We start from the raw sequence: 26,217 nt of genomic DNA, 5'->3' as shown, positions 1-26,217 counted from the left end.
TAACAAAAATTAATTATTACCTAACCAATAACTTATGAGATGGTGCAAACTGCGTTAGATTTATATCTTTTACTGCAGCTTTGTATTCCTCAAGAGTTGGAGTTCTACCTAAAATTGTAGACAACACGACAACCGGTGTTGATGAAAGTAACGATTCTCCTTTTTTACCTTCCGTATCTTCAACAACTCTTCCCTGGAAAAGGCGCGTAGATGTTGCCATTACAGTATCTCCTTTTGCTGCTTTTTCTTGGTTACCCATACATAAATTACAGCCTGGACGCTCTAGGTATAGAATATTTTCATATCCTGTACGTGCCTCGCCTTTAGGAGCATTATCATCAAATTCAAAACCAGAATACTTTTGTAAAACTTCCCAGTCTCCTTCAGCTTTAAGTTCATCTACAATATTATAAGTAGGAGGCGCAACAACAAGCGGTGCTTTAAACTCTACTTTACCGTGTTGCTCATCTATATTTTTTAGCATTTGAGAAAGAATCTTCAAATCACCTTTGTGTACCATACAAGATCCTACAAAACCAAGATCTACTTTTTTTACACCACCGTAAAAAGAAAGTGGTCTAATGGTATCGTGTGTATAACGCTTAGAAACATCCGCGTTATTTACGTCTGGATCTGCAATCATAGGCTCAGCAACGATATCTAAATCGATTACAACTTCCGCAAAATATTTTGCATTAGCATCCGGTATCAAAGCTGGCTTATCACCTGATCTGATGGCTGCGATTCTATTATTAGCGATAGCAATTAATCCTTTAAGAACTTGGTTCTCGTTATCCATTCCTTTGTCAATCATGATCTGGATTCTGCCTTTGGCAATCTCTAATGATTCGATCAAAGTATCATCCTCAGAAATACAAATAGAAGCTTTCGCCTTCATTTCTGCAGTCCAATCTGTAAAAGTAAAGGCCTGATCAGCAGTGAGTGTTCCTAAATGAACCTCAATAATTCGTCCTTGAAATACATTCTCTCCACCAAATTGCTTCAGCATTTGAGATTGGGTAGCATGAACAACATCACGGAAATCCATATATTCTTTCATATCCCCTTTGAAAGTAACTTTTACTGATTCCGGAATTGGCATTGAAGCCTCACCCGTAGCTAGCGCGAGTGCAACTGTTCCTGAATCAGCTCCAAAGGCAACCCCTTTAGACATTCTCGTATGAGAGTCACCCCCAATAATAATCGCCCACTCATCAACAGTAATGTCATTAAGAACCTTGTGAATCACATCTGTCATTGCATGGTAGTTCCCTTTAGGGTCACGAGCCGTAATCAAACCAAAATCATTCATGAATTTCATCAATCTTGGAATGTTTGCTTTAGACTTATTATCCCAAACTGATGCTGTATGACAACCGGATTGGTATGCACCATCAACAATTGGGGAAATCACAGTAGCAGCCATAGACTCTAATTCCTGAGAAGTCATCAAGCCAGTCGTATCTTGCGAACCTACAATATTTACCGTAACACGCACATCAGAACCTGCATGTAAAACTTTACCTGGTGTTGAACCAACTGCATTTTTATTGAATATTTTTTCTACTGCGGTAAGACCTTGTCCTTCAATAGAAATTTCTATTGACGGAGCAAATACCGATACGATATCAATTCCTAAAGTCTTTGATGCAAAAGTTTGTAGTTTTTTTCCAAATACAATAGCGTAAGATCCACCCGCTTTAATAAATTCCATTTTCTGAGGCGTAAATGCCTTAGAAATATCAATTAATTCTTTATCGCCGTTATAGAGCTTCTTAGTTTTTGTATTTATGGTCAGCACTGTTCCTGTTGCAACAGAATAAACTTCTTCCAAAATAGGCTCACCATTTTCATTGCGGACTACCGTTCCATTTGCATCTGTTTTCTTAACCCAGTTTTGAAGATCCAGACCAATACCACCCGTCACATCAACAGTAGTAAGGAAAATTGGGGAAATACCGTTAGTTCCAGCAACAATTGGAGCTATGTTTATGAATGGGACATAAGGACTTGCTTTTTTACCTGTCCAAAGAGCCACATTATTCACTCCTGACATCCTTGAAGAGCCTACACCCATAGTTCCTTTTTCGGCAATCAACATAACACTTTTGTCTGGATGCTGCGCTTGAAGTGCTTTAATTTCATCTTGAGCTTCAGGCGAAATCAAACATTTTCCGTGTAGCTCACGATCAGAGCGTGAATGCGCTTGGTTACCCGGAGAAAGTAAATCTGTCGAAATATCTCCTTCACCAGCAACATAGGTAACAACCTGAATTTCCTCAACTACCTCTGGCAGCTTCGTAAAGAATTCTGCCTTAGCATAACTCACTAGAATTTCCTTTGCAAACGCACTACCGCTTTTAAATGCCGCCTCTAACCGATCAGTATCAGCCTCATAAAGATAGACTTGTGTTTTTAGAACTTCTGTCGCCGCTTTTGCAATTGTGACTTCATTTCCTAAAGCTAAGTCAAGCAAAACTTTGATTGAAGGACCACCTTTCATCTGTGATAATAACTCTAATGCGAAAGCTGGTGTTATTTCATTCACTATTGATTCACCAAGAACTACCTCCTTCAAAAAAGACGCTTTTACACCAGCTGCAGGTGTTGTCCCAGGAACCGTATTATAAATAAAAAACGAAATTGAATCCTCGCGATTTGCGTTATTTGAATCTTTAATTTGCGTAATGATTTCGCTTACTAAATCAGCGCTATCAATTGGCTTTGGGTTAAGTCCCTGAGTTTTTCTGTCTTCGATTTCTTTCAGATAATCGTTATAAATGTTCATAGTAAATTGTTTTCAATGTTAAAAGCTATTTATTTTAATGTACTCAAAATTAAAAGCCATGATACGTAGTTTTTATTCACGTCGCAAATTTAGCTCTTTAAGATGATATTTAAAAAAAATTAATAGATGTGGTTTTTTCAAATGATATTATTACTAAATACTGATTTTTACCCTATATAATTAAATAATTTTAAAAAATTTAACTATAAACTGATTAATCCCTAAAGAATTAATTACATTCTAACTAGTATCAGATCCTAAAAACCATTATAACTAAGAAAACGTTGTAGTTCCTGTCTGAAAATAAGAACCGAGTACCAAAAAAAAGTCAAACCAACTTAGCAATTATCATTTCTTCGGTAATTCCTTCGGCATCTGCTTTGTAATTTTTAATAATTCGATGGCGTAAAATTCCGGTGGCTACCGCTTTCACATCTTCAATATCAGGAGAAAATTTTCCATTGAAAGCAGCGTTGGCTTTGGCTGCCAAAATCAAATTTTGAGATGCTCGGGGCCCTGCTCCCCAATCGAGATAGTTTTTTACAAACTCATTTGATAATGGATTATCTGGACGCGTTTTACTCACTAATGTCACGGCATATTCAATTACATTATCAGCCACGGGAATTCTGCGAATCAAATGTTGAAAATCAATAATTTCTTGTGCAGTAAATAATGGATTGATCGTGTTTTTGATGTCTGATGTGGTGCGTTTTACTACTTGAACTTCCTCTGCAAAAGAAGGATATTCTAGCTTTATAGCAAACATAAACCGATCCAATTGAGCTTCAGGCAAAGGATATGTTCCTTCTTGTTCTATTGGGTTTTGCGTGGCCAAAACAAAATAAGGCAAGGCTAACTTGTAATTCTCCCCAGCAATAGTAACAGCGCGCTCCTGCATGGCTTCCAGCAAGGCTGCCTGCGTTTTGGGTGGTGTTCGGTTTATCTCATCTGCCAGAACAATATTAGAAAAAATAGGCCCTTTTATAAATTTAAATTGACGGTTCTCCTCTAATATTTCACTGCCCAAAATATCAGAGGGCATCAAATCCGGTGTAAACTGAATTCTTTTAAAATCAAGACCTAATGCTTGTGCCAGCGTATTTACCATTAATGTTTTAGCTAATCCTGGCACTCCTACTAACAAAGCATGTCCCCCAGAAAAAATACAAAGCAAAATTTGATCTACTACAGCATCCTGTCCCACTATGATTTTTGCGATTTCATTTTTCAGCTCATTCCTTTTTTGAACTAGGTTATGTATTGCTGCTACGTCTGACATTTATAAAAATTTTAAAATTAAAAAAGAGTTAGCTGTTATGAAATCATAAAACTAACTCTTTTTATTTATTTTACCGAAAAATTGTTTGCACCTCATTCAACAAAATTTGTTGATTTAAGTACATTATTTTTTTAACCAATTGTTTGTAAAGACACAATCTCTATATTCACCAATGATTTTAATATACGTTTCTTTAATTTTTTCTTCAAACCATTTCCCAATTGCCGTAATCTGCTTGTCTTTCAAAGCTAAATCTTTAATTTTTATGTAATCATTCGCATAATCCGCGGTATGCTCATCTATTCTATTGGTCACCGTGATTAATTTGAACTTCTTTTTTCCCTCTTCGCCTTGATCTAAAATTGGAAGTGAGATCTCGCCCTCTGTCAAATTAGACACTTGACTGTAAAAAGCGGGATCCATTTTTGTCAATTCAAAACGGGTATCCTGCGTTTTTGGATTAATCAATGCGCCTCCATTGGCTCTTGTTTCTTTCTCGTCAGATAAAGTTCTGGCGGCTTCCTCAAAAGTAATTTCTTTATCTTCGATTCTTTTTCTGACCAACGTGATTTTTTCTTTAGCTTCGTTCAAAGCCTCCTCTGTCACAGTCGGACTCAATAATATGTGACGCAACTCTACTTCTTGTCCTTTTATCTTTTCTATGTAAATAATGTGAAACCCAAAATCAGTTTCAAAAGGAGCGGATATCTCTCCCTCAGCCAGACTGAAAGCTACTTCTTTAAACTCTTTTACAAAAGGGGTCTTCCTATTCATTTTATAATAACCTCCATTCGCTCTTGAACCGGGATCTTGAGAATACAATACGGCTTTAGTTGAAAAACTGGATCCTTCTAATATTTCTTTTTTAAACAAATTCAATCGATCAATTACCTTTTGTTTATCGGCAGCTGAAACTTTAGGCGTAATTATAATTTGTGACACTTCCATTTCAGCTCCAAAAAAAGGAAGATCAGCGGCAGGTATCTTTTTAAAGAAATTACGAACTTCTTCCGGTGTAATTTCTACTGCTTCAATAATTTTCTTTTGCATTTCTGACGTGAGCTTATTCTCTTTCAGAATGTCTGAGAAATAGGTTCTGAATTCTTCTTCCGAATCTTTTTTATAATACTCCACCACTTTTTCCAGCGATCCGATTTGCTCTGTCATATAGCTCAATCGTTCTTCCATCATCCCTTTTACTTCAGCATCCGTCACTACGATACTATCCTGAATGGCTTGGTGCGCATACAATTTATCTTCTAATAACTTCCCTAACATTTGGCATCTTGTAATGTCTTTTACGGAACCTCCCTGACTAGAAATTTCAAGATATGACTTGTCAATATCCGAATCTAATATAATATAATCGCCTACGGTACCAATAACCCCATCAATTTTTTGCTTCCCAGTAGATTGCGTTTTCTTAATAGGAACGATTACAGTATCCTTAATGATTTCTTGTGCCTGTAAAAGTCCACTGGAAAATAGCAAAAGAAAAAAAGGAAGAACAATTTTATTAATAAATTTCATTTGTATGTGTTTTATTGGCATTTTTCTAGTTTATTTTTATACTGAAGGATTTAATATTCCCATCTTTAATGTATGTCTTGTAAAAGCAATATTAATTTTTGCCAAATATACACTTTTAAGCTTCAGGAAATGAATTGCATTTGCATTCCAAATTACTTCCTTTTTTTTAAATTTAAAACAGACAAAAATAACAATTCAATTATATAATACAAGTTTCCGTACTACTATTAACAAAAATTTATACCCCCAATTATTCCCTGTTGGCTTCCTCTTCTAAATCCTAAATAAGCAACTTTTAAAGACCTAAATAAAGGACTCCCTATTCCTTCATTTATGCTATCGAAACGGCATCAATTATTTTTCTTCTTTTTCCCAGCGCTTACTAATTATGAAACCTCTTTACTCGTGCATCTTTCGCTCCGTTCAAACAATCTAAAAGATAAAACTTTACCATTTTTACTTCAAAAACAAAAATCCAGCTTTAAAAACCTCATTGTAAGGATCCTTATTTAAAAAGTTCTCAACACTACAACGTTATCGCTACAAATTAAAAGCAATGCTTTACGAGTCCTTTGATAATTTTTATAAATTAGCTAAAAATGATATTTATTTAAAAAATAAACTTAAAAAATATATTATTACTATTTTTTAATACTTTTTGTTTTGATTTCAATAAAATTATGATTTAAATCGCAATCTATTCTTTCATAATGAAGCAATAGACTTAAAACACATCCTACACAATTTCAATTAAAATGTCCCCAATTTATTAACTACCTTAATTTATCGTTTTATGAAAAAACCAAATTTCAAAATTTATTTATTGACCGCTTTACTTGCCGGCTTGTACTCCTGTAATTCAAATGATGATCTGGCAGACAATCCAACTGAAACAGCAACACAATTCAAAGTGATTAATGTCACTAATCATGACGGACGGCCATTCAGCACTGGAGTATCAACTAATATACCAACTGGAAGATATGTTGCAAATCCCGGAGGTGGTGTAATGATGCAAGCGTTCTACTGGGATGTACCGGCCGGTGGAAACTGGTGGAATACTGTGAACACAAAAATAACAGATTGGTCAAATGCCGGCATTGGCTCTATCTGGCTTCCTCCTGTATCAAAAGCTCAAAACGGGCCGTTTTCTATGGGCTACGACCCTACTGACTATTTTGATTTTGGGAATTACAATCAAAATGGTACGGTAGAAACCAGATTTGGTTCCCGTGTTGAATTAGAAAGTCTGATCACAAAAGTGCATTCTGAAAACATGCAGGTTTATGCGGATATGGTACTAAATCACAACAGTGGCGGACAATTAGAAAACAACCCTTTTACAGGAACACAAACCTACACAAACTTTACCGGTGTTGCTTCTGGAAAATTTCCAAGAACCAGTGCTGATTTCTATAAAAATGCGTACGGTAATAATGACGAAGGTTCCTTTGGGGGATTTCCAGATTTAGCCCATGTAGTACCAAATGTACAAGACTGGCTTTGGAAAAGAGCAGACGGAGTAGGGAAATACTATAAAAACACAATGAAATTTGATGGATGGAGATTTGATTACGTAAAAGGTTTTGCTCCGTGGGTCATAAAAGATTGGAATGCAAACGTTGGTGGTTTCTCCGTTGGTGAATTATGGGATTCTAACGTAAACATACTAAATGATTGGGCGAATAATGCCAACAGTTCCGTTTTTGATTTTGCGTGCTATTATAAAATGAACGATGCTTTCGACGGAAACAACCTAAATATTTTGAATGACGACATGATGTGGAAAAGAAACCCGCACAAAGCAGTTACTTTTGTCACCAACCATGACACTGATGAAATTTGGAAAAAAGAGCTAGCGTATGCCTACATCTTAACGCATGAAGGATACCCAACTATTTTTTACCGAGATTACGAAGAATGGCTTAATAAAACGAAAATGAATAACTTAATTTGGATTCATAACAATAAAGCTACTGGTAACACCTCTATTTTATATACTGATACTGATGAATACATCGCCCGTAGAAACGGATATAACGGCAATCCTGGATTAGTGGTTTACATCAATAATTCATCCACTTGGCAAGAACGATGGATTCAGACCAATTGGGCTAATGCACAAATCAAAGATTTTACCGGCAATTCAACTTGGCTGCCAACTACTCAAGCAGACAAATGGGTCAAAATACAGTGTCCCCCGAATGGATATTCTATTTGGTCAATCAATATGTAACATGTAAATATCATCGAGGCTGTCTGAAAAGATAGCCTTCTTTTTATCATTTATTAAATCATCGCATTTCTAATAGTGAATTATAATCGCATGAATTGCAACTTCAAAACCAATCTATTCCAATTAGCGGATACAATTTTTTTAATTGGCATTTATAAATAGTACTTTTGCACACTATTGATATAAATATGGGCTTTTTAGAAGAAATACAACGCAGAAGAACTTTTGGGATTATCTCACATCCTGATGCCGGAAAAACAACACTTACAGAAAAACTCCTCCTTTTTGGTGGTGCGATTCAAGAGGCAGGTGCTGTAAAAAACAATAAAATCAAAAAAGGCGCTACCAGTGACTTTATGGAAATTGAACGCCAGAGAGGAATTTCGGTTTCTACTTCGGTTTTGGCTTTCAATTATAAAGACAAAAAGATAAACATTCTCGATACGCCAGGTCACAAGGATTTTGCGGAGGACACTTTTAGAACCTTAACAGCTGTTGACAGCGTTATTGTTGTAATTGATGTTGCCAAAGGTGTTGAAGAACAAACAGAGAAATTAGTGGCCGTTTGTAGAATGCGAAAAATTCCAATTATCGTATTCATCAATAAATTAGACCGAGAAGGAAAAGACGCTTTTGACTTGATGGATGAAGTGGAACAGAAACTAGGCTTAACAGTTACACCATTAAGTTTCCCAATAGGAATGGGCTATGATTTTCAAGGAATCTACAACCTTTGGGAGCAAAACATCAACTTATTTAGCGGTGACAGCCGTAAAAATATTGAAGAAACAATTGCTTTCTCCGATGTTAAAAATCCCGAATTAGAAAAAATTATCGGTCAAAAACCAGCTGACAGCTTGCGGGAAGAACTAGAGTTGATTGATGAAGTTTATCCTAAATTTGATCGTCAGGATTATTTAGACGGAAAACTACAACCTGTATTTTTTGGTTCGGCATTGAATAATTTTGGAGTTAGAGAATTATTGGACTGTTTTGTTCAAATTGCTCCATCACCAAGACCAAAAGATTCGGAAACCCGATTAGTAGATCCCACAGAGGAAAAAATGACAGGATTTGTGTTTAAAATCCATGCCAATATGGATCCAAAACACAGAGATCGTCTGGCCTTTATAAAAATAGTATCCGGAACTTTCGAAAGAAACAAACCGTATTACCACGTGCGTCAGAAGAAAAACTTAAAATTTTCGAGTCCAAATGCTTTTTTTGCCGAAAAGAAAGAAATTGTAGACATTTCCTATCCAGGTGATATTGTTGGCTTACATGATACCGGAAATTTCAAAATTGGAGATACATTGACCGAAGGAGAAATCATGAGTTTTAAAGGGATTCCGAGCTTCTCCCCGGAACATTTCCGATACATTAATAATGCAGATCCCATGAAAGCCAAACAACTGGACAAAGGAATCGATCAGTTGATGGATGAAGGTGTGGCGCAGTTATTTACTTTGGAAATGAACAACAGAAAAATCATTGGAACGGTTGGAGCCCTACAATACGAGGTGATCCAATACCGTTTAGAACACGAATATGGCGCAAAATGTACCTATGAAAATTTCCCCGTACACAAAGCATGTTGGGTAAAACCAAACGATCCAAAAAGCGAAGAGTTCAAAGAATTCAGAAGAATCAAACAAAAATTCTTGGCACATGATAAATACGGACAATTAGTATTTCTGGCTGATTCTGATTTCACAATTCAAATGACACAAAATAAATATCCAAATGTTAAGTTATTCTTTACTTCTGAATTTGAGTAATTCTTAATATAAAGTAAAGCTCCCTAATGGAATTAAATGCAGGTCTTGAATAACACAGGCATAAAAAATAAAGGCATAAAAAAACGCTAATTTCTAAAATTAGCGTTTTTTTATGTTTTAAAATCGCATTATACTCAAGCAATCATGTTTTCTAAATTTACCGATTTTTTCAACAAAGCCTTTATTAGCAGCCTATTTGGAGCAACTCCTAATGTGATTATTTATTTTTTTAGCGTTTATTCCTTCTATAGAAATTGTGCTATTAGGATCTTGTTTTGAACCCATAAACCACAATATAAAATGCATACTGTTAGAATTTGAAGCAGAAACTGTTGAAACATTCTCTTGTTTTGTAGTTGTACCAACTGCTACTGTATTCACATCAACTAAGTTTATCTCGGTTTATGCAAAAACAGAAATATTTGTTACTAGGATAAAAACAAGCAAAAGGAAACGATTACATCCTGTATTTTTAGTTGTTTTTAAAGATAAATAGTTCATATCCGTTACATTTTACAATAGACAGCATGTGTTTTTTCCATCTCGATCATGAAACTTTATCATTTATAAATGAATCGGAAATATTTTCGATGAAGTGCCATTATACCCGTTCAAAGTACAAATAGGCGCTGTAAAACACAGATTTGATGGTTGGATATACTAATTTATTCATAAAACCTACATACAAAAACAGCTAATTAACACCACGAATCAAAAATGAAATCAAAAATTCTAGACTGGGAAAAAATAGCCGTAAATAAAAAAGGCTCCATTTCTGGAGCCTTTAAAGGTATTATGCTTGTCCCGCAGGACCAAAATTAAGCGGAATCGGGGCTTGTTCAGTATCTTTTATTTCGCCATGAGCGACTTCAAAACGATGAATGTTTTCTCCGATTGCTTTCAACAATCTTTTAGCATGCTGTGGTGTCAAGACAATTCTTGCTTTTACCTTAGCCTTAGGTATGCCGGGCATGATGCTTACAAAATCTAAAACAAATTCAGAAGACGAATGATTGATTATCGCCAAATTGGAATAAATTCCTTCGGCAATTTTCTCATCCAACTCAATGTTGATTTGTTCTTGTTGTTGATTTGAATTACTCATACTTAATAAATATATTCTTCTTTATTAGCCATCATATCGTTGTAATCTTCTTTTGAACCTACAATTGTATTGTCATATTCTCTCATACCCGTTCCGGCAGGGATTCTATGTCCAACAATTACATTTTCTTTCAATCCTTCTAAGTAATCGATTTTACCTGCAACAGCAGCTTCGTTCAATACTTTAGTCGTTTCTTGGAAAGAAGCCGCTGATATAAATGATTTGGTTTGAAGGGAGGCTCTTGTAATACCTTGTAAGACTGGTGTTGCAGTTGCAGTAACGACATCACGAGCCACAACAAGATTTTTATCGGTACGTTTCAAAAGAGAATTTTCATCGCGCAACTCACGAGGCGTAATAATTTGTCCTTCTTTCAAAGCGCCAGAATCGCCAGCATCTTCCACGACTTTCATACCATATAATTTATCATTTTGAAAGATAAAGTCTTTTGTATGAATTAATTGATCTTCTAAGAACAACGTGTCACCTGGATCTTGCACTCTTACCTTACGCATCATCTGACGTATTACTACTTCAAAGTGCTTGTCGTTAATTTTCACCCCTTGCAAACGGTATACTTCTTGAATTTCGTTAACCAAATACTGTTGAACAGCTGCTGGCCCTTGGATTCTTAAAATATCATCCGGAGTAATAGCACCATCTGACAACGGTACACCTGCTCTTACAAAGTCATTTTCCTGAACTAGAATTTGGCTTGATAATTTAACCAAGTATTTTCTAATGTCACCAAATTTAGATTCAATAACAACCTCACGGTTTCCTCTTTTGATTTTTCCAAAAGAAACAACACCATCAATTTCAGAAACAACTGCTGGGTTTGAAGGATTACGAGCTTCTAACAACTCAGTAATTCTAGGCAAACCTCCTGTAATATCTCCTGATTTAGAAGAACGACGCGGAATTTTCACCAACACTTTACCGGCTTTAATTTTTTCACCATTTTCAACCATCAAGTGGGCTCCAACAGGTAAGTTATACGAACGAATCAATTCATTGTCTTTACCGTAAACCAATAAAGTAGGAATTAATTTTTTAGCTCTGGATTCAGAAATTACCTTTTCTTGGAAACCAGTTTGCTCATCAATTTCAACCATGAATGATTGACCTTGCTCTAATTCTTCATAAGCAATCTTACCGGTAAACTCAGATACGATAACCCCATTATAAGGATCCCATTTACAGATCACATCTCCTTTAACAACAGACTGGCCGTCTTTAACGAAAATACTTGAACCGTAAGGAATATTATTTGTACTCAATAAAATACCAGTTCTTTCATCGATTAATTTCAATTCAGAAGAACGAGATACTACAATATCCACTGCATTACCGTCATTATCTTCGCCTTTAACAGTTTTTAAATCTTCAATTTCCAGTTTACCGTTAAATTTAGTAACGATACTAGACTCTTCAGAAATACCACCCGCAACCCCACCAACGTGGAAAGTACGTAATGTTAACTGTGTTCCAGGTTCTCCAATAGATTGTGCTGCAATTACACCAACTGCCTCACCTCTTTGTGTCATTTTTCCGGTAGCTAGATTTCTACCGTAACATTTGGCACAAATACCTTTTAGCGCTTCACAAGTTAACGGAGAACGCACTTCTACTTTCTCGATAGGAGAAGCATCAATTGCTTTCATGATAACCTCTGTGATTTGCTCCCCAGAATGAACTAAAATCTCACTGGTCAAAGGGTTGATTAAGTCTTGTAAAGCGACACGCCCTAAAATTCTTTCTCCAAGTGATTCTACAATTTCTTCATTTTTCTTCAATGCCGAAACTTCAACACCTCTTAATGTACCACAGTCTTCGATGTTTACAATAACATCTTGCGATACATCATGCAATCTTCTTGTTAAATATCCTGCATCGGCTGTTTTCAAAGCCGTATCCGCAAGACCTTTACGCGCACCGTGAGTAGAAATAAAATACTCAAGGATAGAAAGACCTTCTTTAAAGTTAGAAAGAATAGGGTTTTCAATAATTTCACCACCACCAGCAGTAGATTTTTTTGGCTTAGCCATCAAACCACGCATACCAGTTAACTGACGAATTTGTTCTTTGGAACCCCTTGCTCCAGAATCAAGCATCATATACACCGAGTTGAAACCTTGTTGGTCTTCTCTAATGTTTTTCATTGCTAACTCTGTAAGTTGAGCATTCGCAGAAGTCCATACATCAATAACTTGGTTGTACCGTTCGTTATTAGTAATCAAACCCATATTATAATTAGCAGAAATACCTTGAACTTGTTCTCTGGCATCTGCAATTAATTTAGGTTTTTGATCCGGAATTCTAATATCCCCAAGAGAGAATGACAAACCACCTTTGAAGGCAAATTTGTATCCCATGTCTTTCATATTATCCAAGAAAACCGCAGTTGTAGGTACATCGGTAGCGCTTAAAACGTGTCCGATAATATCTCTAAGGTTTTTCTTAGTCAATACATCATTGATATATCCTGCAGCTTCTGGTACTACTTCATTAAATAATACACGGCCTGCAGTAGTTTTAATAATTTGGAAAACTAATTCTCCTGCTTCATTAAAATGTTTTGCTCTAATTTTCACTGAAGCATTCAATTCTAATCTGCCTTCATTCAAAGCAATATTTACTTCTTCCGCAGAATAAAAAGTGATCCCTTCACCTAAAATTTTAAGCTCAGGAGTAGATAAACGTTCTTTGGTCATATAATACAGACCCAAAACCATATCCTGAGAAGGTACCGTAATTGGAGCACCATTTGCAGGATTCAAGATATTGTGAGAACCCAACATTAATAGTTGCGCTTCCAAAATAGCTTCAGGTCCTAATGGCAAGTGAACTGCCATTTGATCCCCATCAAAATCCGCATTAAATGCAGTACACACTAAAGGGTGCAATTGGATTGCTTTTCCTTCAATTAATTTTGGTTGGAATGCTTGGATACCTAATCTGTGCAAAGTAGGAGCACGATTCAGTAATATTGGGTGCCCTTTGATCACATTTTCAAGGATATCCCAAACTACAGGCTCTTTCTTATCTATTATTTTCTTAGCTGATTTAACCGTTTTTACAATTCCTCTTTCTATCAATTTACGGATAACGAAAGGTTTGTATAATTCAGCTGCCATATCTTTAGGGATACCACATTCAGACAATTTCAATTCTGGTCCAACAACAATTACCGAACGAGCAGAATAATCTACACGTTTTCCAAGTAAGTTTTGACGGAAACGACCTTGTTTTCCTTTTAGGGAATCCGAAAGTGATTTCAATGGACGGTTTGATTCTGTTTTTACTGCAGATGCTTTACGCGTATTGTCAAAAAGTGAATCTACCGATTCCTGCAACATACGTTTCTCGTTTCTTAAAATAACTTCCGGAGCTTTAATCTCCATTAATCTTTTCAAACGGTTGTTACGTATAATTACACGACGGTATAAATCATTCAAATCTGAAGTTGCAAAACGACCTCCATCAAGTGGCACAAGCGGACGTAATTCTGGTGGAATAACGGGTACCACTTTCATAATCATCCATTCCGGACGGTTTTCACGGTTCAAGTTAGACTCACGGAAAGATTCCACAACTTGTAATCTTTTTAATGCTTCCGTTTTACGTTGTTTAGACGTTTCATTGTTAGCATTGTGTCTTAATTGGTAAGACAATTGATCTAAATCAATTCTTGCCAATAAGTCCATAATACATTCTGCTCCCATTTTGGCAACAAATTTATTAGGATCAAAATCATCAAGATATTGGTTGTCAGCAGGAAGCGTATCTAAAATATTTAAATATTCTTCTTCTGTCAAAAAGTCTAATCTTTGTACTGATTCACCTTCTGCATTTTTAGCGATACCAGCTTGGATTACTACGTATCTTTCGTAGTAAATAATCATATCTAATTTCTTAGATGGAAGTCCAAGGATATAACCAATTTTGTTTGGAAGAGAACGGAAATACCAGATATGAGCAATAGGCACAACAAGATTGATGTGACCTACTCTGTCTCTTCGTACTTTTTTCTCCGTTACTTCTACACCACAACGGTCACAGATGATTCCTTTGTAGCGAATTCTTTTATACTTACCACAAGCACATTCAAAATCTTTTACTGGTCCAAAAATACGTTCACAGAAAAGACCATCACGCTCCGGTTTGTGCGTTCTATAATTGATAGTTTCAGGTTTCAATACTTCACCTCTTGATTCTTTCAAGATCGATTCAGGAGAAGCAAGTCCTATGGAGATTTTATTAAACCTTTTTACAGGGTTTTTATCTTTATTGTTATTATTTCTATTATTCATCATAGTTTTTACTATTGATTTATTTGCAATTAAAAAATTAATTTTATTTCAGTCTTAAAGTCAAATGTCATAAAGTTTTTAAAGCCACGGATGACTTTAGACTTTAGACTTTCAAACTTTAGACTTAAACATTACCTCGAATTACTTCTCTAAACTTCAAATAAAAATTTTGAAGTGCTATTTATAAAACCAATTGGGTTTAAATAAAAAATCGGAACGGGTTACGGGTATAAATCCTAAAAACTCTTTTAAAAAAGTGTTCAGTATTCAGAATTTAGTGTTCAGTTTATCACTGATTACTAAATACTGAACATTGAATACTAAACTTCTATTCTTCTAGACGAATGTCAAGTCCAAGACCTTTCAATTCATGCATCAATACATTGAATGATTCCGGTAATCCTGGTTCTGGCATAGATTCACCTTTTACGATTGCTTCATACGTTTTTGCTCTACCGATAACATCATCAGACTTCACAGTCAAGATTTCTCTAAGTGTACTTGATGCTCCATAAGCCTCAAGTGCCCAAACTTCCATCTCTCCAAAACGCTGTCCTCCAAATTGAGCTTTACCTCCAAGTGGTTGTTGCGTAATCAATGAGTACGGACCTATAGAACGTGCGTGCATTTTATCGTCAACCATGTGCCCAAGTTTCAACATGTAGATAACTCCTACGGTTGCAGCTTGATGGAAACGTTCTCCTGTACCACCATCATATAAATGTGTATGTCCAAAACGTGGTATTCCAGCTTCATCAGTCAATTCATTGATTTGATCAAGGGTTGCTCCGTCAAAAATTGGTGTAGCAAATTTTCTACCCAAGTTTTGTCCCGCCCAACCAAGAACTGTTTCATAAATTTGACCAATGTTCATACGTGAAGGTACACCAAGTGGGTTCAACACGATATCAACTGGCGTTCCGTCTTCAAGGAAAGGCATATCTTCATGACGAACAATACGAGCAACAATACCTTTGTTACCGTGACGTCCCGCCATTTTATCCCCAACTTTCAACTTACGTTTTTTGGCAATATATACTTTCGCTAGTTTCAAGATTCCTGCTGGCAATTCATCTCCAACAGTGATAGTGAATTTCTCTCTACGCAAAGCCCCTTGTAAATCGTTCAATTTAATTTTATAGTTATGAATTAAATCATTTACCATTTTATTAGTTGCATCATCAGCAACCCATTGACCTTTACTTAAGTGAGCAAAATCTTCAACCGCATAAAGCATTTTTTGAGTGTATTTTTTACCTTTTGGTAAAACTTCTTCACCCAAATCATTCATTACCCCTTGAGATGTTTTTCCGTTTACGATCAAGAAAAGTTTTTCCACCAATTTGTCTTTTAATTCAACAAATTTAACTTCAAACTCCATTTCAAGTGCTCCTAAAGCATCTTTATCTTGCGTACGTTTACGTTTATCTTTTACCGCTCTTGCAAACAATTTTTTGTCTAAAACAACACCATGTAAAGAAGGAGAGGCTTTTAATGAAGCATCTTTTACATCCCCTGCTTTGTCCCCGAAGATTGCGCGAAGCAATTTCTCTTCCGGAGTAGGATCTGATTCCCCTTTTGGAGTAATTTTTCCAATAAGAATGTCACCAGGTTTAACCTCGGCTCCAATTCTGATCATACCATTTTCATCTAAATCTTTAGTAGCTTCTTCAGAAACGTTCGGTATATCGTTCGTCAATTCTTCGTTACCTAATTTAGTATCTCTAACTTCTAATGAATAATCATCCACGTGAATAGAGGTAAAAATATCGTCACGAACTACTTTTTCAGAAATTACAATCGCATCCTCAAAGTTGTATCCTTTCCATGGCATAAACGCTACTTTTAGGTTACGACCTAAAGCAAGTTCTCCATTTTGAGTGGCATAACCTTCTGACAATACTTGACCAAGAACTACTCTGTCACCTCTTCTTACGATAGGTTTCAAGTTGATACTAGTACCTTGATTGGTTTTTCTAAATTTAATTAGATTGTATGTTTTCTCATCTGACTCAAAACTCACCATTCTTTCTTCTTCAGAACGATCGTATTTGATTGTGATAATATTAGCATCAACATATTCAACAGTTCCATCTCCTTCAGCGTTAATTAAAACTCTGGAATCCGAAGCAACCTGACGCTCTAAACCAGTTCCAACAATAGGAGCTTCAGGACGAATTAATGGTACGGCCTGACGCATCATGTTAGATCCCATCAAGGCTCTATTCGCATCATCATGTTCTAAGAAAGGAATCAAAGAGGCTGAAATAGAAGCAATTTGATTTGGAGCAACATCTGTATAATCCACTTTTGAAGGCTCAATTACTGGAAAATCACCTTCCTGACGGGCAATTACATTTTCAGCGATAATCTTACCTACTGCATCCATTTCTATGTTTGCCTGAGCAATCATCATTCCTTCTTCTTCTTCTGCACTCAAGTAAACAGGAGTAGACACTAGATCTACGACTCCGTTGGTTACTTTACGGTATGGAGTCTCAATGAAACCCATTCCGTTTACTTTAGCATAAACACCAAGAGAAGATATCAAACCAATGTTTGGTCCCTCAGGAGTTTCAATTGGACATAAACGTCCATAATGCGTATAGTGAACATCACGCACCTCAAATCCGGCTCTTTCTCTCGAAAGTCCACCTGGTCCAAGTGCAGATAATCTTCTTTTGTGCGTAATCTCGGCTAATGGATTCGTTTGATCCATAAACTGAGACAACTGGTTTGTACCAAAGAAAGAGTTGATAACAGAGGATAATGTTTTAGCATTAATCAAATCTATCGGTGTAAACACCTCGTTATCCCTAACGTTCATTCGCTCTCTAATGGTTCTGGCCATACGCGCCAAACCAACACCAAACTGTTGTGACATTTGTTCTCCAACTGTTCGTACACGACGGTTTGATAAGTGATCAATATCATCAATCTCTGCTTTGGAGTTAATTAATTCAATCAAATATTTAACAATCGTTATGATATCTTCTTTGGTCAAGACTTGCTTTTCCATTGGAGTATCCAACCCTAATTTTTTATTTATTCTATAACGACCTACTTCACCTAAGTTGTACCGTTGATCAGAAAAGAATAATTTATCGATAATACCACGAGCCGTTTCTTCATCAGGCGGTTCAGCATTACGCAATTGTCTGTAGATATGCTCAACAGCCTCTTTTTCAGAGTTTGTTGGATCTTTTTGCAACGTATTATGAATAATTGCATAATCTCCTTGATTAGCATCTTCTTTGTGAAGCAAAATAGATTTAACGTTAGAATCAATGATTTCTTCCACATTATCTTTGTCGATAATAGTGTCTCTATCAAGAATTATTTCGTTACGTTCAATAGAAACTACTTCACCAGTATCCTCATCTACAAAATCTTCATGCCATGTATTCAATACACGAGCAGCTAATTTTCTACCGATATATTTTTTAAGTCCTGTTTTAGAAACTTTAATTTCCTCAGCAAGATCGAAAATCTCTAGGATATCCTTATCTCTTTCGAATCCAATTGCACGGAATAAAGTCGTTACAGGTAATTTTTTCTTTCTGTCAATATAAGCATACATTACGCTGTTTATATCTGTAGAAAATTCTATCCAAGAACCCTTAAAAGGAATTACTCTGGCAGAGTACAATTTTGTTCCATTTGCATGAAATGACTGCCCGAAGAAAACACCAGGAGAACGGTGTAATTGAGAAACAACTACACGCTCAGCACCATTAATAACAAAAGTACCGCTTGGCGTCATATATGGAATTGTCCCAAGATAAACATCCTGAACAATAGTCTCAAAATCTTCATGTTCTGGATCTGTACAATATAGTTTTAACCTAGCTTTTAGGGGTACACTATGCGTAAGACCTCTTTCTATACATTCTTGAATTGTGTAACGTGGCGGATCTACAAAATAATCAAGGAATTCTAATACAAAGTTATTTCTTGTATCAGTAATTGGGAAGTTTTCCATGAAGGTATTGTAAAGCCCTTCGTCGCCTCTTTCGTCAGATTTAGTTTCTAATTGAAAAAAATCCTTAAACGATTTAACCTGAACATCTAGAAAATCTGGATAATCAGGAATATTTTTTGTAGAGGCAAAATTCAATCTTTCAGTTTGATTTGTTATCATCAATGGACAAAATTTTGATTAGAAAAGTAATTTTTTTGTATAAATAGTAATTTATTTATACCTTTTTTTTTAACCATTACATCTTTAAAAACCAATTTAAGATAACTACTTTCTTATTATCTGTTAATTTTTTTTCCTCGTAATGGATAAAATGAATCTATTTTAAAAGACTAGTATGTACTAATACAACGTAGCCTTTTGTTATACGAAAAATGGTTTAGGTCTTTGGATGACTCCAAGACCTAAACCTTATTTTCAAAACTAGAGTGAACTATTTAAGTTCAACCTCAGCTCCAGCTTCTTCCAAAGATTTTTTAAGCGCTTCTGCTTCATCTTTAGTTACACCTTCTTTAACATTGCTTGGTGCGCTGTCTACTACATCTTTAGCTTCTTTCAAACCTAAACCAGTAAGTTCTTTAACTAATTTTACAACTGCTAATTTAGAAGCACCTGCTGCTTTCAAAACCACTGTAAATTCTGTTTGAACATCTTCAGCAGCAGCTTCGCCACCACCTGAAACTACTACAGCTGCAGCAGCTGGTTCGATTCCGTACTCATCTTTTAATATTGTTGCTAATTCGTTAACTTCTTTTACCGTTAGGTTAACCAATTGTTCTGCGAATTGTTTCAAATCTGCCATTTTTTCTATCGTTTTAAAATGATTTGTAAAAAATATAATTTATTTATTGTGCGCGTTTTATGTAATAAAATTAGAGTAAAACTCTTCTTTCATTATGCCTCCACTTCCTCTGTAGCCTCTTCGCTTTTGGCAAATTGGTTTTGAAGAGCAGAAATAACTCTTTGTGCTGGTGACTGCAATAATCCAATAAGTTCGCCGATAAGCTCTTCTTTAGATTTAATAGTTGCTAATGCATCTAATTGATCGTCTCCAATATAAATTTCAGAGTTGATATAAGCTCCCTTTAATACCGGTTTAGCTGATTTTTTTCTGAAATCTTTTATTATCTTACCCGGAGCGTTTGCTATCTCAGAAATGAATATAGCACTATTACCAGTCAAAACTGAAGGTAAATCTCCATAATCATTAGCTGATGCTTCCATTGCTTTTGCAAGCAACGTATTTTTAACTACTTCTAATTTTATACCTGCTTTATAACAAGCTCTTCTTAAGTTCGTAGTCGCTTCTGCATTCATTCCAGAAATATCAGATACATAAATAATATTTGTACCAGCTAACTGTGCAGTTAAAACTTCAATCGCGATTGATTTTTCTTCTCTAGTCATACTAAAAATTTTTAACTACCAATTATACTGCCTTAGGATCCAATGCAATTGCAGGACTCATAGTGCTAGTTAGGTAAATACTTTTGATGTAAGTTCCTTTAGCCGCAGTTGGTTTAAGTTTGATTAATGTTTGAATAATTTCGTGAGCATTGTCAACAATTTGTTCAGCTCCAAAAGAGACTTTACCAATTCCTGCATGCACTATACCAGTTTTGTCAACTTTAAAGTCAATTTTACCAGCTTTCACCTCTTGAACAGCTTTTGCAACATCCATAGTTACAGTACCTGTTTTAGGGTTAGGCATTAAACCTCTAGGTCCTAAAATACGACCTAATGGACCTAATTTACCCATAACAGAAGGCATTGTGATAATTACATCAACATCTGTCCAACCGTCTTTTATCTTTTGTAAATAGTCATCAAGACCTACATAGTCAGCACCAGCTGCCAAAGCTTCCGCTTCTTTGTCCGGAGTAACCAATGCTAATACTTTAACATCTTTACCAGTACCATGAGGCAATGTTACTACACCTCTTACCATTTGATTCGCTTTTCTTGGATCTACACCCAAACGAACTGCGATATCAATAGACTCATCAAATTTTGCAGAAGCAACAACTTTTATTAATGCCGCAGCATCTTTAAGAGAATATAATTTGTTCTTTTCAATTTTTGAAGCAGCCTCTTTTTGCTTTTTTGTCAATTTTGCCATGTCTTACCCTTGTTTTAGAGGAGAATCTCCAGTTACAGTTATACCCATAGATCTAGCCGTTCCTGCGATCATGCTCATAGCAGATTCGATAGTAAATGCATTCAAATCCACCATTTTATCTTCGGCGATTGTTCTAATTACGTCCCAAGTAACGTTAGCCACTTTTTTACGATTAGGTTCACCTGAACCAGATTTTAGCTTTGCAGCTTCCAATAATTGGACAGCAGCAGGTGGTGTTTTTACAACAAAATCAAAAGATTTGTCTTTATACACTGTAATTTGCACAGGGCAAACTTTGCCGGCTTTATCTTGAGTTCTTGCATTAAATTGCTTACAGAACTCCATGATATTAACACCAGCAGCACCTAAAGCAGGTCCAACCGGTGGCGATGGATTCGCAGCACCTCCCTTAACTTGTAGTTTAACTACTTTACTAATTTCTTTAGCCATTTTTTAAAAATTTAACACTACAATCTTTGGAAGCGATTGCAATGGATATTATAGATGTAACAAAATTATACTTTTTCAACTTGCATAAAACTCAATTCTAATGGTGTTTTTCTTCCGAAAATTTTTACCATTACTTCCAGTTTACGCTTTTCTTCATTAATTTTTTCCACAGTTCCGTTAAAACCATTAAAAGGACCATCAACAACCTTAATCGTCTCACCAATATTGAAAGGAATAGAACGTGTATCGGTATTAACCGCTAATTCATCTACTTTACCTAACATTCGATTCACTTCGGAAATTCTCAAAGGAACAGGCTCCCCCCCTTTAATCTCTCCTAAAAAACCAATAACACTTGTTATTGATTTAATAATATGAGGTATTTCACCAATCAGATTAGCCTCTATCATGACGTATCCTGGAAAATAAACCTTATCTTTAATTATCTTTTTTCCTTCTTTTACAGTAACTACTTTTTCAGTAGGAACCAAAACCTGTGACACATAATCACCCATCCCAAGTCGTGCGATTTCGGTTTCGATATAAGCTTTCACTTTATTTTCTTGACCACTTACCGCCCTAACGACATACCACTTTTTAATATTATTATCTGCCATAACAAAAAAATTATGCTTTTATCCAGTTAAAAAAACCGGCCAAAGCTTTTGCGAAAATTTCATCTACTCCCCAAGTTGCCAAAGCGAATAATACTGAAAAAACAGCCACAACAATCGTTAGACGCTGAACCTCAGCCCAAACCGGCCAAGTTACATTTGACTTTAATTCCTCAAATGCCTCTGATATGTAATTAACAACTTTTGTCATTATGATTTATTTTTTTGCACGGGCGGAGGGATTCGAACCCCCATCAACGGTTTTGGAGACCGCTATTCTACCCTTGAACTACGCCCGTTCGTTAATAAAAGCCAGTAACAACTTTACAGAGTTACTGGCTTTATACTTTTTTATCCTATTTGGATTATGCTACAATTTCAGTTACCTGACCTGCACCTACAGTTCTACCACCTTCACGGATAGCAAAACGTAAACCAACACTTAATGCAATTGCACTAAGCAAAACAACATCAATAGTTAAGTTATCCCCAGGCATAACCATTTCTACACCTGTAGGCAAAGTAATGATCCCTGTTACATCCGTTGTACGTACATAAAACTGTGGACGGTAGTTATTGTGAAATGGTGTGTGACGACCACCTTCTTCTTTTTTCAAGATATAAACCTCAGCTTTAAAAGTAGCATGTGGTTTAACTGAACCTGGCTTACAGATAACCATTCCTCTTTTGATGTCTTCTTTTTGAATACCTCTTAAAAGAATACCTACGTTGTCTCCAGCTTCACCTCTATCAAGGATTTTACGGAACATCTCAACTCCTGTAATAGTAGAAGTCAATTTTTCAGCTCCCATACCAATGATTTCAACTGGATCTCCTGTATTAGCAACACCTGTTTCGATACGACCTGTAGCAACAGTTCCACGACCAGTGATTGAGAACACATCTTCAACAGGCATCAAGAAAGGTTTTGCAACATCTCTTACCGGCTCTTCGATCCAAGAATCTACAGCTGCCATCAATTCAAGAATTTTTGGTACCCAAGCTGGATCATTATTCAATCCACCTAAAGCTGAACCCTGAACAACAGGACCATTATCTCCATCATATTCATAGAAAGATAACAAGTCTCTGATTTCCATCTCAACTAATTCAAGTAATTCCTCATCATCAACCATATCCACTTTATTCATGAATACAACCATTCTAGGAATACCTACCTGGCGACCTAAAAGGATATGCTCACGTGTTTGTGGCATTGGCCCATCAGTAGCAGCTACAACAAGAATAGCACCATCCATTTGAGCAGCACCTGTAACCATGTTCTTTACGTAATCCGCGTGACCTGGACAGTCAACGTGAGCGTAGTGACGATTAGCAGTTTCATACTCAACGTGAGATGTATTAATTGTAATACCTCTTTCTTTTTCTTCTGGAGCATTATCAATTTGATCAAATGATTTTGCTTGACAATACCCTGCATCAGACAATACTTTTGTAATTGCCGCAGTTAATGTTGTTTTTCCGTGATCCACATGCCCAATTGTTCCAATGTTTAAATGGGGCTTGTTACGGTTAAAATTTTCCTTTGCCATTTTACTTAATTTTAAATCTTGTTATATATTAATTTCTATTTCCTACTTACTTGAGCCAATGTCGGGAATTGAACCCGAGACCTCTTCCTTACCAAGGAAGCACTCTACCCCTGAGCTACACCGGCAGAGAATTAATTTTAAATATTACATTTTAAATTAATTTAAACCTAATAATTTAAAACATTCAACGTGGGGAGAGCAGGATTCGAACCTGCGAAGTTTACACAGCAGATTTACAGTCTGCCCTCGTTGGCCGCTTGAGTATCTCCCCTACTTTTTATATTGCCAGACCTTTACAGTCTTGAGCCGGCGGAGGGACTCGAACCCACGACCTGCTGATTACAAATCAGCTGCTCTAGCCAACTGAGCTACGCTGGCGAATCAATAAAAAAAGTCCGCTATTTCTAACGGACTGCAAATGTATAGATTTTATCTCTCAATCAAAACTTTTTTTAAAAAAAAATCATATTAAATATGCGAACTTATTTTTTCTTTCCTTTTTACCAATAATCGTTCTAAAGATTCAGCAGAAAGTTCTAAGGCTTCTTCAAAAGTTTTACATTGCTTTTTAACTAAAAAGTCATCTCCGGGAACATTCATTTTTACCTCAGCAATTTTATTTTCTTTATCACTAGTCTTCTCCACTTTCAAAAAAACATCGGCGGATACCACCTTGTCATAATACTTTTCTAACTTGTCCATTCTTTCTTGAACAAAATCTACTAGCTTTTTGTCAACAGTAAAGTTAACTGCATGAACACTTACCTTCATAATCATTTTTTTAGTTAAACATTTTACGAATCATTTACGTCCTCGAGGATGCGCCTCTTTATAAATACTTTTAATTTCTGACAAACTGCTATGGGTATAAATTTGAGTTGAAGCCAAACTAGAATGCCCTAACAATTCCTTTACTGAATTTAAATCCGCACCATTATTTAATAGATGTGTTGCAAAAGTATGCCGCAGGATATGTGGACTTTTTTTTACTTTCTCAGACACAGCACTAAAGTAAGAATTTATTAGCCGATACACAAAAGAATCATTTAATTTTAATCCTTTTTTTGTGAGAAAAAAATAAGCATTATCAACGACTATTGCCAACAAAGCTCTTTCCTTTAGGTACAAACAAAACTGAACCGCCAGTACCGGCAAAACAGGAAGGATTCGCTCTTTACTTCGCTTTCCTAACACTTTAATTGTATTGTTCGATAAGTCAATATTTGCTATTTGAAGCTGAATCAGCTCTGCGCGTCGCATTCCGGTAGTATACAACAAATCGATTATGAGTTTATTCCTCACTTCTTCAAATCCAATTGTATTTTGCATTTGATCTAAAACATTCAAAACTTCTTTTTCAGAAAAAGGAACCTGCAAAACCCTCGAAGTCTTCAATGCTTTATGCCCTGACAATGGACTAACCCGAATTTGCTTTGTTTTCAACAGGAATTTGTAAAATGCTTTTAAAGATGCTATTTTTCTATTAACGGAGCCATTCGAAACCCCATCATCCACAAGTGATACAATCCAACTCCTGATTTGACTATACCCTACCTGCTCTATGCCTTGCTCCTCAAAGTGAATTTTGTTGAATGATTCAAAAGAAGCAATATCCGCACAATATGCCGTTAGGGTATGAGGAGAATATTTTTTCTCCAACTGTAGATAATCCCGAAAAGCATCTTTATTAGTAGTCATAAAAAAACCGTTAGCATCAAAGTTATACAATTTTGATGACTAACGGTATTTTATTTAATAGATATTGACTAACTCTCTAAGTTATCTCTCATATTTTGGATATAAGCCGCTTTTTGAATTTTGATTCTATTTGTAACTGAAGGCTTAATAAAAGCAGTACGTGCTCTTAGTTGACGAACAGTTCCTGTTTTATCAAATTTTCTTTTGTAGCGTTTTAATGCTCTATCGATATTTTCTCCGTCTTTAATTGGTATAATTAACATAATATAGACACCCCCTTTCTTTAAGTCTGCAAAAGTAAACATTATTTTGAATTGGAAGTCATGAATTGTAATTTATTTGAGCATGTTTGCAAAAAATCAATTCCGTTTCACGAATAGGCTATCATGTGCTGCCAGCTAATATCTATAATCTTATTCATTGCGCATTCTATGATAAAAAACAAGTGATGTTTTAAAAATTAACAGGCAAATTTATATGTGTTTATGTATGGAGTTTGTCTGTTAATTACAGAAAAAACGCGACCAATAATTTTACATTTTACATTGTTTAAAACTAGCATCGCATTTTTACCTTCTCCTTTTTTTCGTTCATAATACTCTTTGAGCTGTGGATCATGTTTCACTGCCACTAAAGCACACATTTGTAATATTGATTTCATCTTTTTATCTGCCATATGATTCACTTTGGTTCGTCCTTTAATACTCGAACCCGAACTATATTCAAAAGGGGCAGTTCCAGCATAACAAGCAAATTTTCTAGCATTATCAAA

General features: G+C 35.7%; 19 protein-coding genes and 4 tRNA genes. 2 read left to right on the top strand and 21 right to left on the bottom strand.

Annotated features, from left to right (window positions below; all coding sequences use genetic code 11):
- Positions 1-16 precede the first annotated feature (16 nt).
- From EKM00_RS12680 to EKM00_RS12670, 3 genes are all read right to left on the bottom strand, one after another.
- Complete coding sequence (locus EKM00_RS12680; RefSeq protein WP_126516434.1) at positions 17-2,788, bottom strand: bifunctional aconitate hydratase 2/2-methylisocitrate dehydratase; 2,772 nt, start codon at positions 2,786-2,788, stop codon at positions 17-19.
- Positions 2,789-3,116: 328 nt separating this feature from the next.
- Positions 3,117-4,070, bottom strand: a complete 954-nt coding sequence (locus tag EKM00_RS12675) for an AAA family ATPase (RefSeq protein ID WP_126516433.1) — start codon at positions 4,068-4,070, stop codon at positions 3,117-3,119.
- 123 nt (positions 4,071-4,193) lie between these two features.
- Positions 4,194-5,600, bottom strand: a complete 1,407-nt coding sequence (locus tag EKM00_RS12670; RefSeq protein WP_370453939.1) for a peptidylprolyl isomerase — start codon at positions 5,598-5,600, stop codon at positions 4,194-4,196.
- Between the two features lie 793 nt (positions 5,601-6,393).
- Between EKM00_RS12670 and EKM00_RS12665 the strand changes: the two genes are divergently transcribed.
- Positions 6,394-7,836 (top strand): alpha-amylase, encoded by a 1,443-nt coding sequence (locus tag EKM00_RS12665; RefSeq protein WP_126516432.1) that lies wholly within the window; start codon positions 6,394-6,396, stop codon positions 7,834-7,836.
- 188 nt (positions 7,837-8,024) lie between these two features.
- Positions 8,025-9,614, top strand: coding sequence for a peptide chain release factor 3 (locus EKM00_RS12660; RefSeq protein ID WP_126455865.1), 1,590 nt, complete (start codon positions 8,025-8,027; stop codon positions 9,612-9,614).
- 793 nt (positions 9,615-10,407) lie between these two features.
- On the opposite strand, the gene EKM00_RS12650 is transcribed toward EKM00_RS12660, so the two are convergent.
- From EKM00_RS12650 to EKM00_RS12565, 18 genes are all read right to left on the bottom strand, one after another.
- A complete protein-coding gene (locus EKM00_RS12650; RefSeq protein ID WP_126455867.1) occupies positions 10,408-10,719 on the bottom strand; it encodes a DUF3467 domain-containing protein in 312 nt (103 codons plus the stop codon).
- Positions 10,720-10,721: 2 nt separating this feature from the next.
- A complete protein-coding gene (rpoC, locus tag EKM00_RS12645; protein WP_126455868.1) occupies positions 10,722-15,035 on the bottom strand; it encodes a DNA-directed RNA polymerase subunit beta' in 4,314 nt (1,437 codons plus the stop codon).
- A 325-nt stretch (positions 15,036-15,360) separates the two neighbouring features.
- Complete coding sequence (gene rpoB / locus EKM00_RS12640) at positions 15,361-19,173, bottom strand: DNA-directed RNA polymerase subunit beta (protein WP_126455870.1); 3,813 nt, start codon at positions 19,171-19,173, stop codon at positions 15,361-15,363.
- 271 nt (positions 19,174-19,444) lie between these two features.
- Positions 19,445-19,813 (bottom strand): 50S ribosomal protein L7/L12, encoded by a 369-nt coding sequence (gene rplL, locus EKM00_RS12635; protein WP_126455872.1) that lies wholly within the window; start codon positions 19,811-19,813, stop codon positions 19,445-19,447.
- 92 nt (positions 19,814-19,905) lie between these two features.
- A complete protein-coding gene (gene rplJ, locus EKM00_RS12630) occupies positions 19,906-20,418 on the bottom strand; it encodes a 50S ribosomal protein L10 (RefSeq protein WP_126455874.1) in 513 nt (170 codons plus the stop codon).
- 22 nt (positions 20,419-20,440) lie between these two features.
- Positions 20,441-21,130: a 50S ribosomal protein L1 gene (gene rplA / locus EKM00_RS12625; RefSeq protein ID WP_126455876.1), complete on the bottom strand. Its 690-nt coding sequence runs from the start codon at positions 21,128-21,130 to the stop codon at positions 20,441-20,443.
- 3 nt (positions 21,131-21,133) lie between these two features.
- Positions 21,134-21,580 carry a 50S ribosomal protein L11 gene (gene rplK, locus EKM00_RS12620; protein WP_126455877.1) on the bottom strand — a complete coding sequence of 149 codons (447 nt, stop codon included), beginning with the start codon at positions 21,578-21,580 and terminating at the stop codon, positions 21,134-21,136.
- Positions 21,581-21,645: 65 nt separating this feature from the next.
- Positions 21,646-22,197, bottom strand: a complete 552-nt coding sequence (gene nusG, locus EKM00_RS12615; protein WP_126455879.1) for a transcription termination/antitermination protein NusG — start codon at positions 22,195-22,197, stop codon at positions 21,646-21,648.
- Positions 22,198-22,207: 10 nt separating this feature from the next.
- On the bottom strand, positions 22,208-22,405 hold the full coding sequence (gene secE / locus EKM00_RS12610; protein WP_126455881.1) for a preprotein translocase subunit SecE: 198 nt from the start codon (positions 22,403-22,405) through the stop codon (positions 22,208-22,210).
- 17 nt (positions 22,406-22,422) lie between these two features.
- Positions 22,423-22,493: transfer RNA gene (locus tag EKM00_RS12605), tRNA-Trp, on the bottom strand.
- Positions 22,494-22,559: 66 nt separating this feature from the next.
- On the bottom strand, positions 22,560-23,747 hold the full coding sequence (gene tuf, locus EKM00_RS12600; protein WP_126455883.1) for an elongation factor Tu: 1,188 nt from the start codon (positions 23,745-23,747) through the stop codon (positions 22,560-22,562).
- Between the two features lie 53 nt (positions 23,748-23,800).
- Positions 23,801-23,872: transfer RNA gene (locus EKM00_RS12595), tRNA-Thr, on the bottom strand.
- 65 nt (positions 23,873-23,937) lie between these two features.
- Positions 23,938-24,018 (bottom strand) — tRNA-Tyr (locus tag EKM00_RS12590).
- A gap of 33 nt (positions 24,019-24,051) precedes the next feature.
- Positions 24,052-24,125, bottom strand: a tRNA-Thr gene (locus tag EKM00_RS12585).
- Between the two features lie 90 nt (positions 24,126-24,215).
- Positions 24,216-24,518 (bottom strand): ribosome hibernation-promoting factor, HPF/YfiA family, encoded by a 303-nt coding sequence (hpf, locus tag EKM00_RS12580; RefSeq protein ID WP_126455885.1) that lies wholly within the window; start codon positions 24,516-24,518, stop codon positions 24,216-24,218.
- A 30-nt stretch (positions 24,519-24,548) separates the two neighbouring features.
- Entirely contained in the window at positions 24,549-25,445 is an 897-nt protein-coding gene (locus EKM00_RS12575; RefSeq protein WP_126516431.1) for a tyrosine-type recombinase/integrase, read from the bottom strand.
- A gap of 68 nt (positions 25,446-25,513) precedes the next feature.
- Entirely contained in the window at positions 25,514-25,708 is a 195-nt protein-coding gene (gene rpsU / locus EKM00_RS12570) for a 30S ribosomal protein S21 (RefSeq protein ID WP_035670421.1), read from the bottom strand.
- Between the two features lie 197 nt (positions 25,709-25,905).
- Positions 25,906-26,217: transposase (locus tag EKM00_RS12565; RefSeq protein WP_148103249.1), on the bottom strand; the 312-nt coding region annotated here is incomplete at its 5' end.

Source organism: Flavobacterium sp. RSP15 (genome assembly GCF_003968755.1).
Lineage (GTDB): Bacteria > Bacteroidota > Bacteroidia > Flavobacteriales > Flavobacteriaceae > Flavobacterium.
The sequence above is the reverse complement of the archived record's forward strand: the minus strand, read 5'-3'. Positions and strand labels throughout refer to the sequence as shown.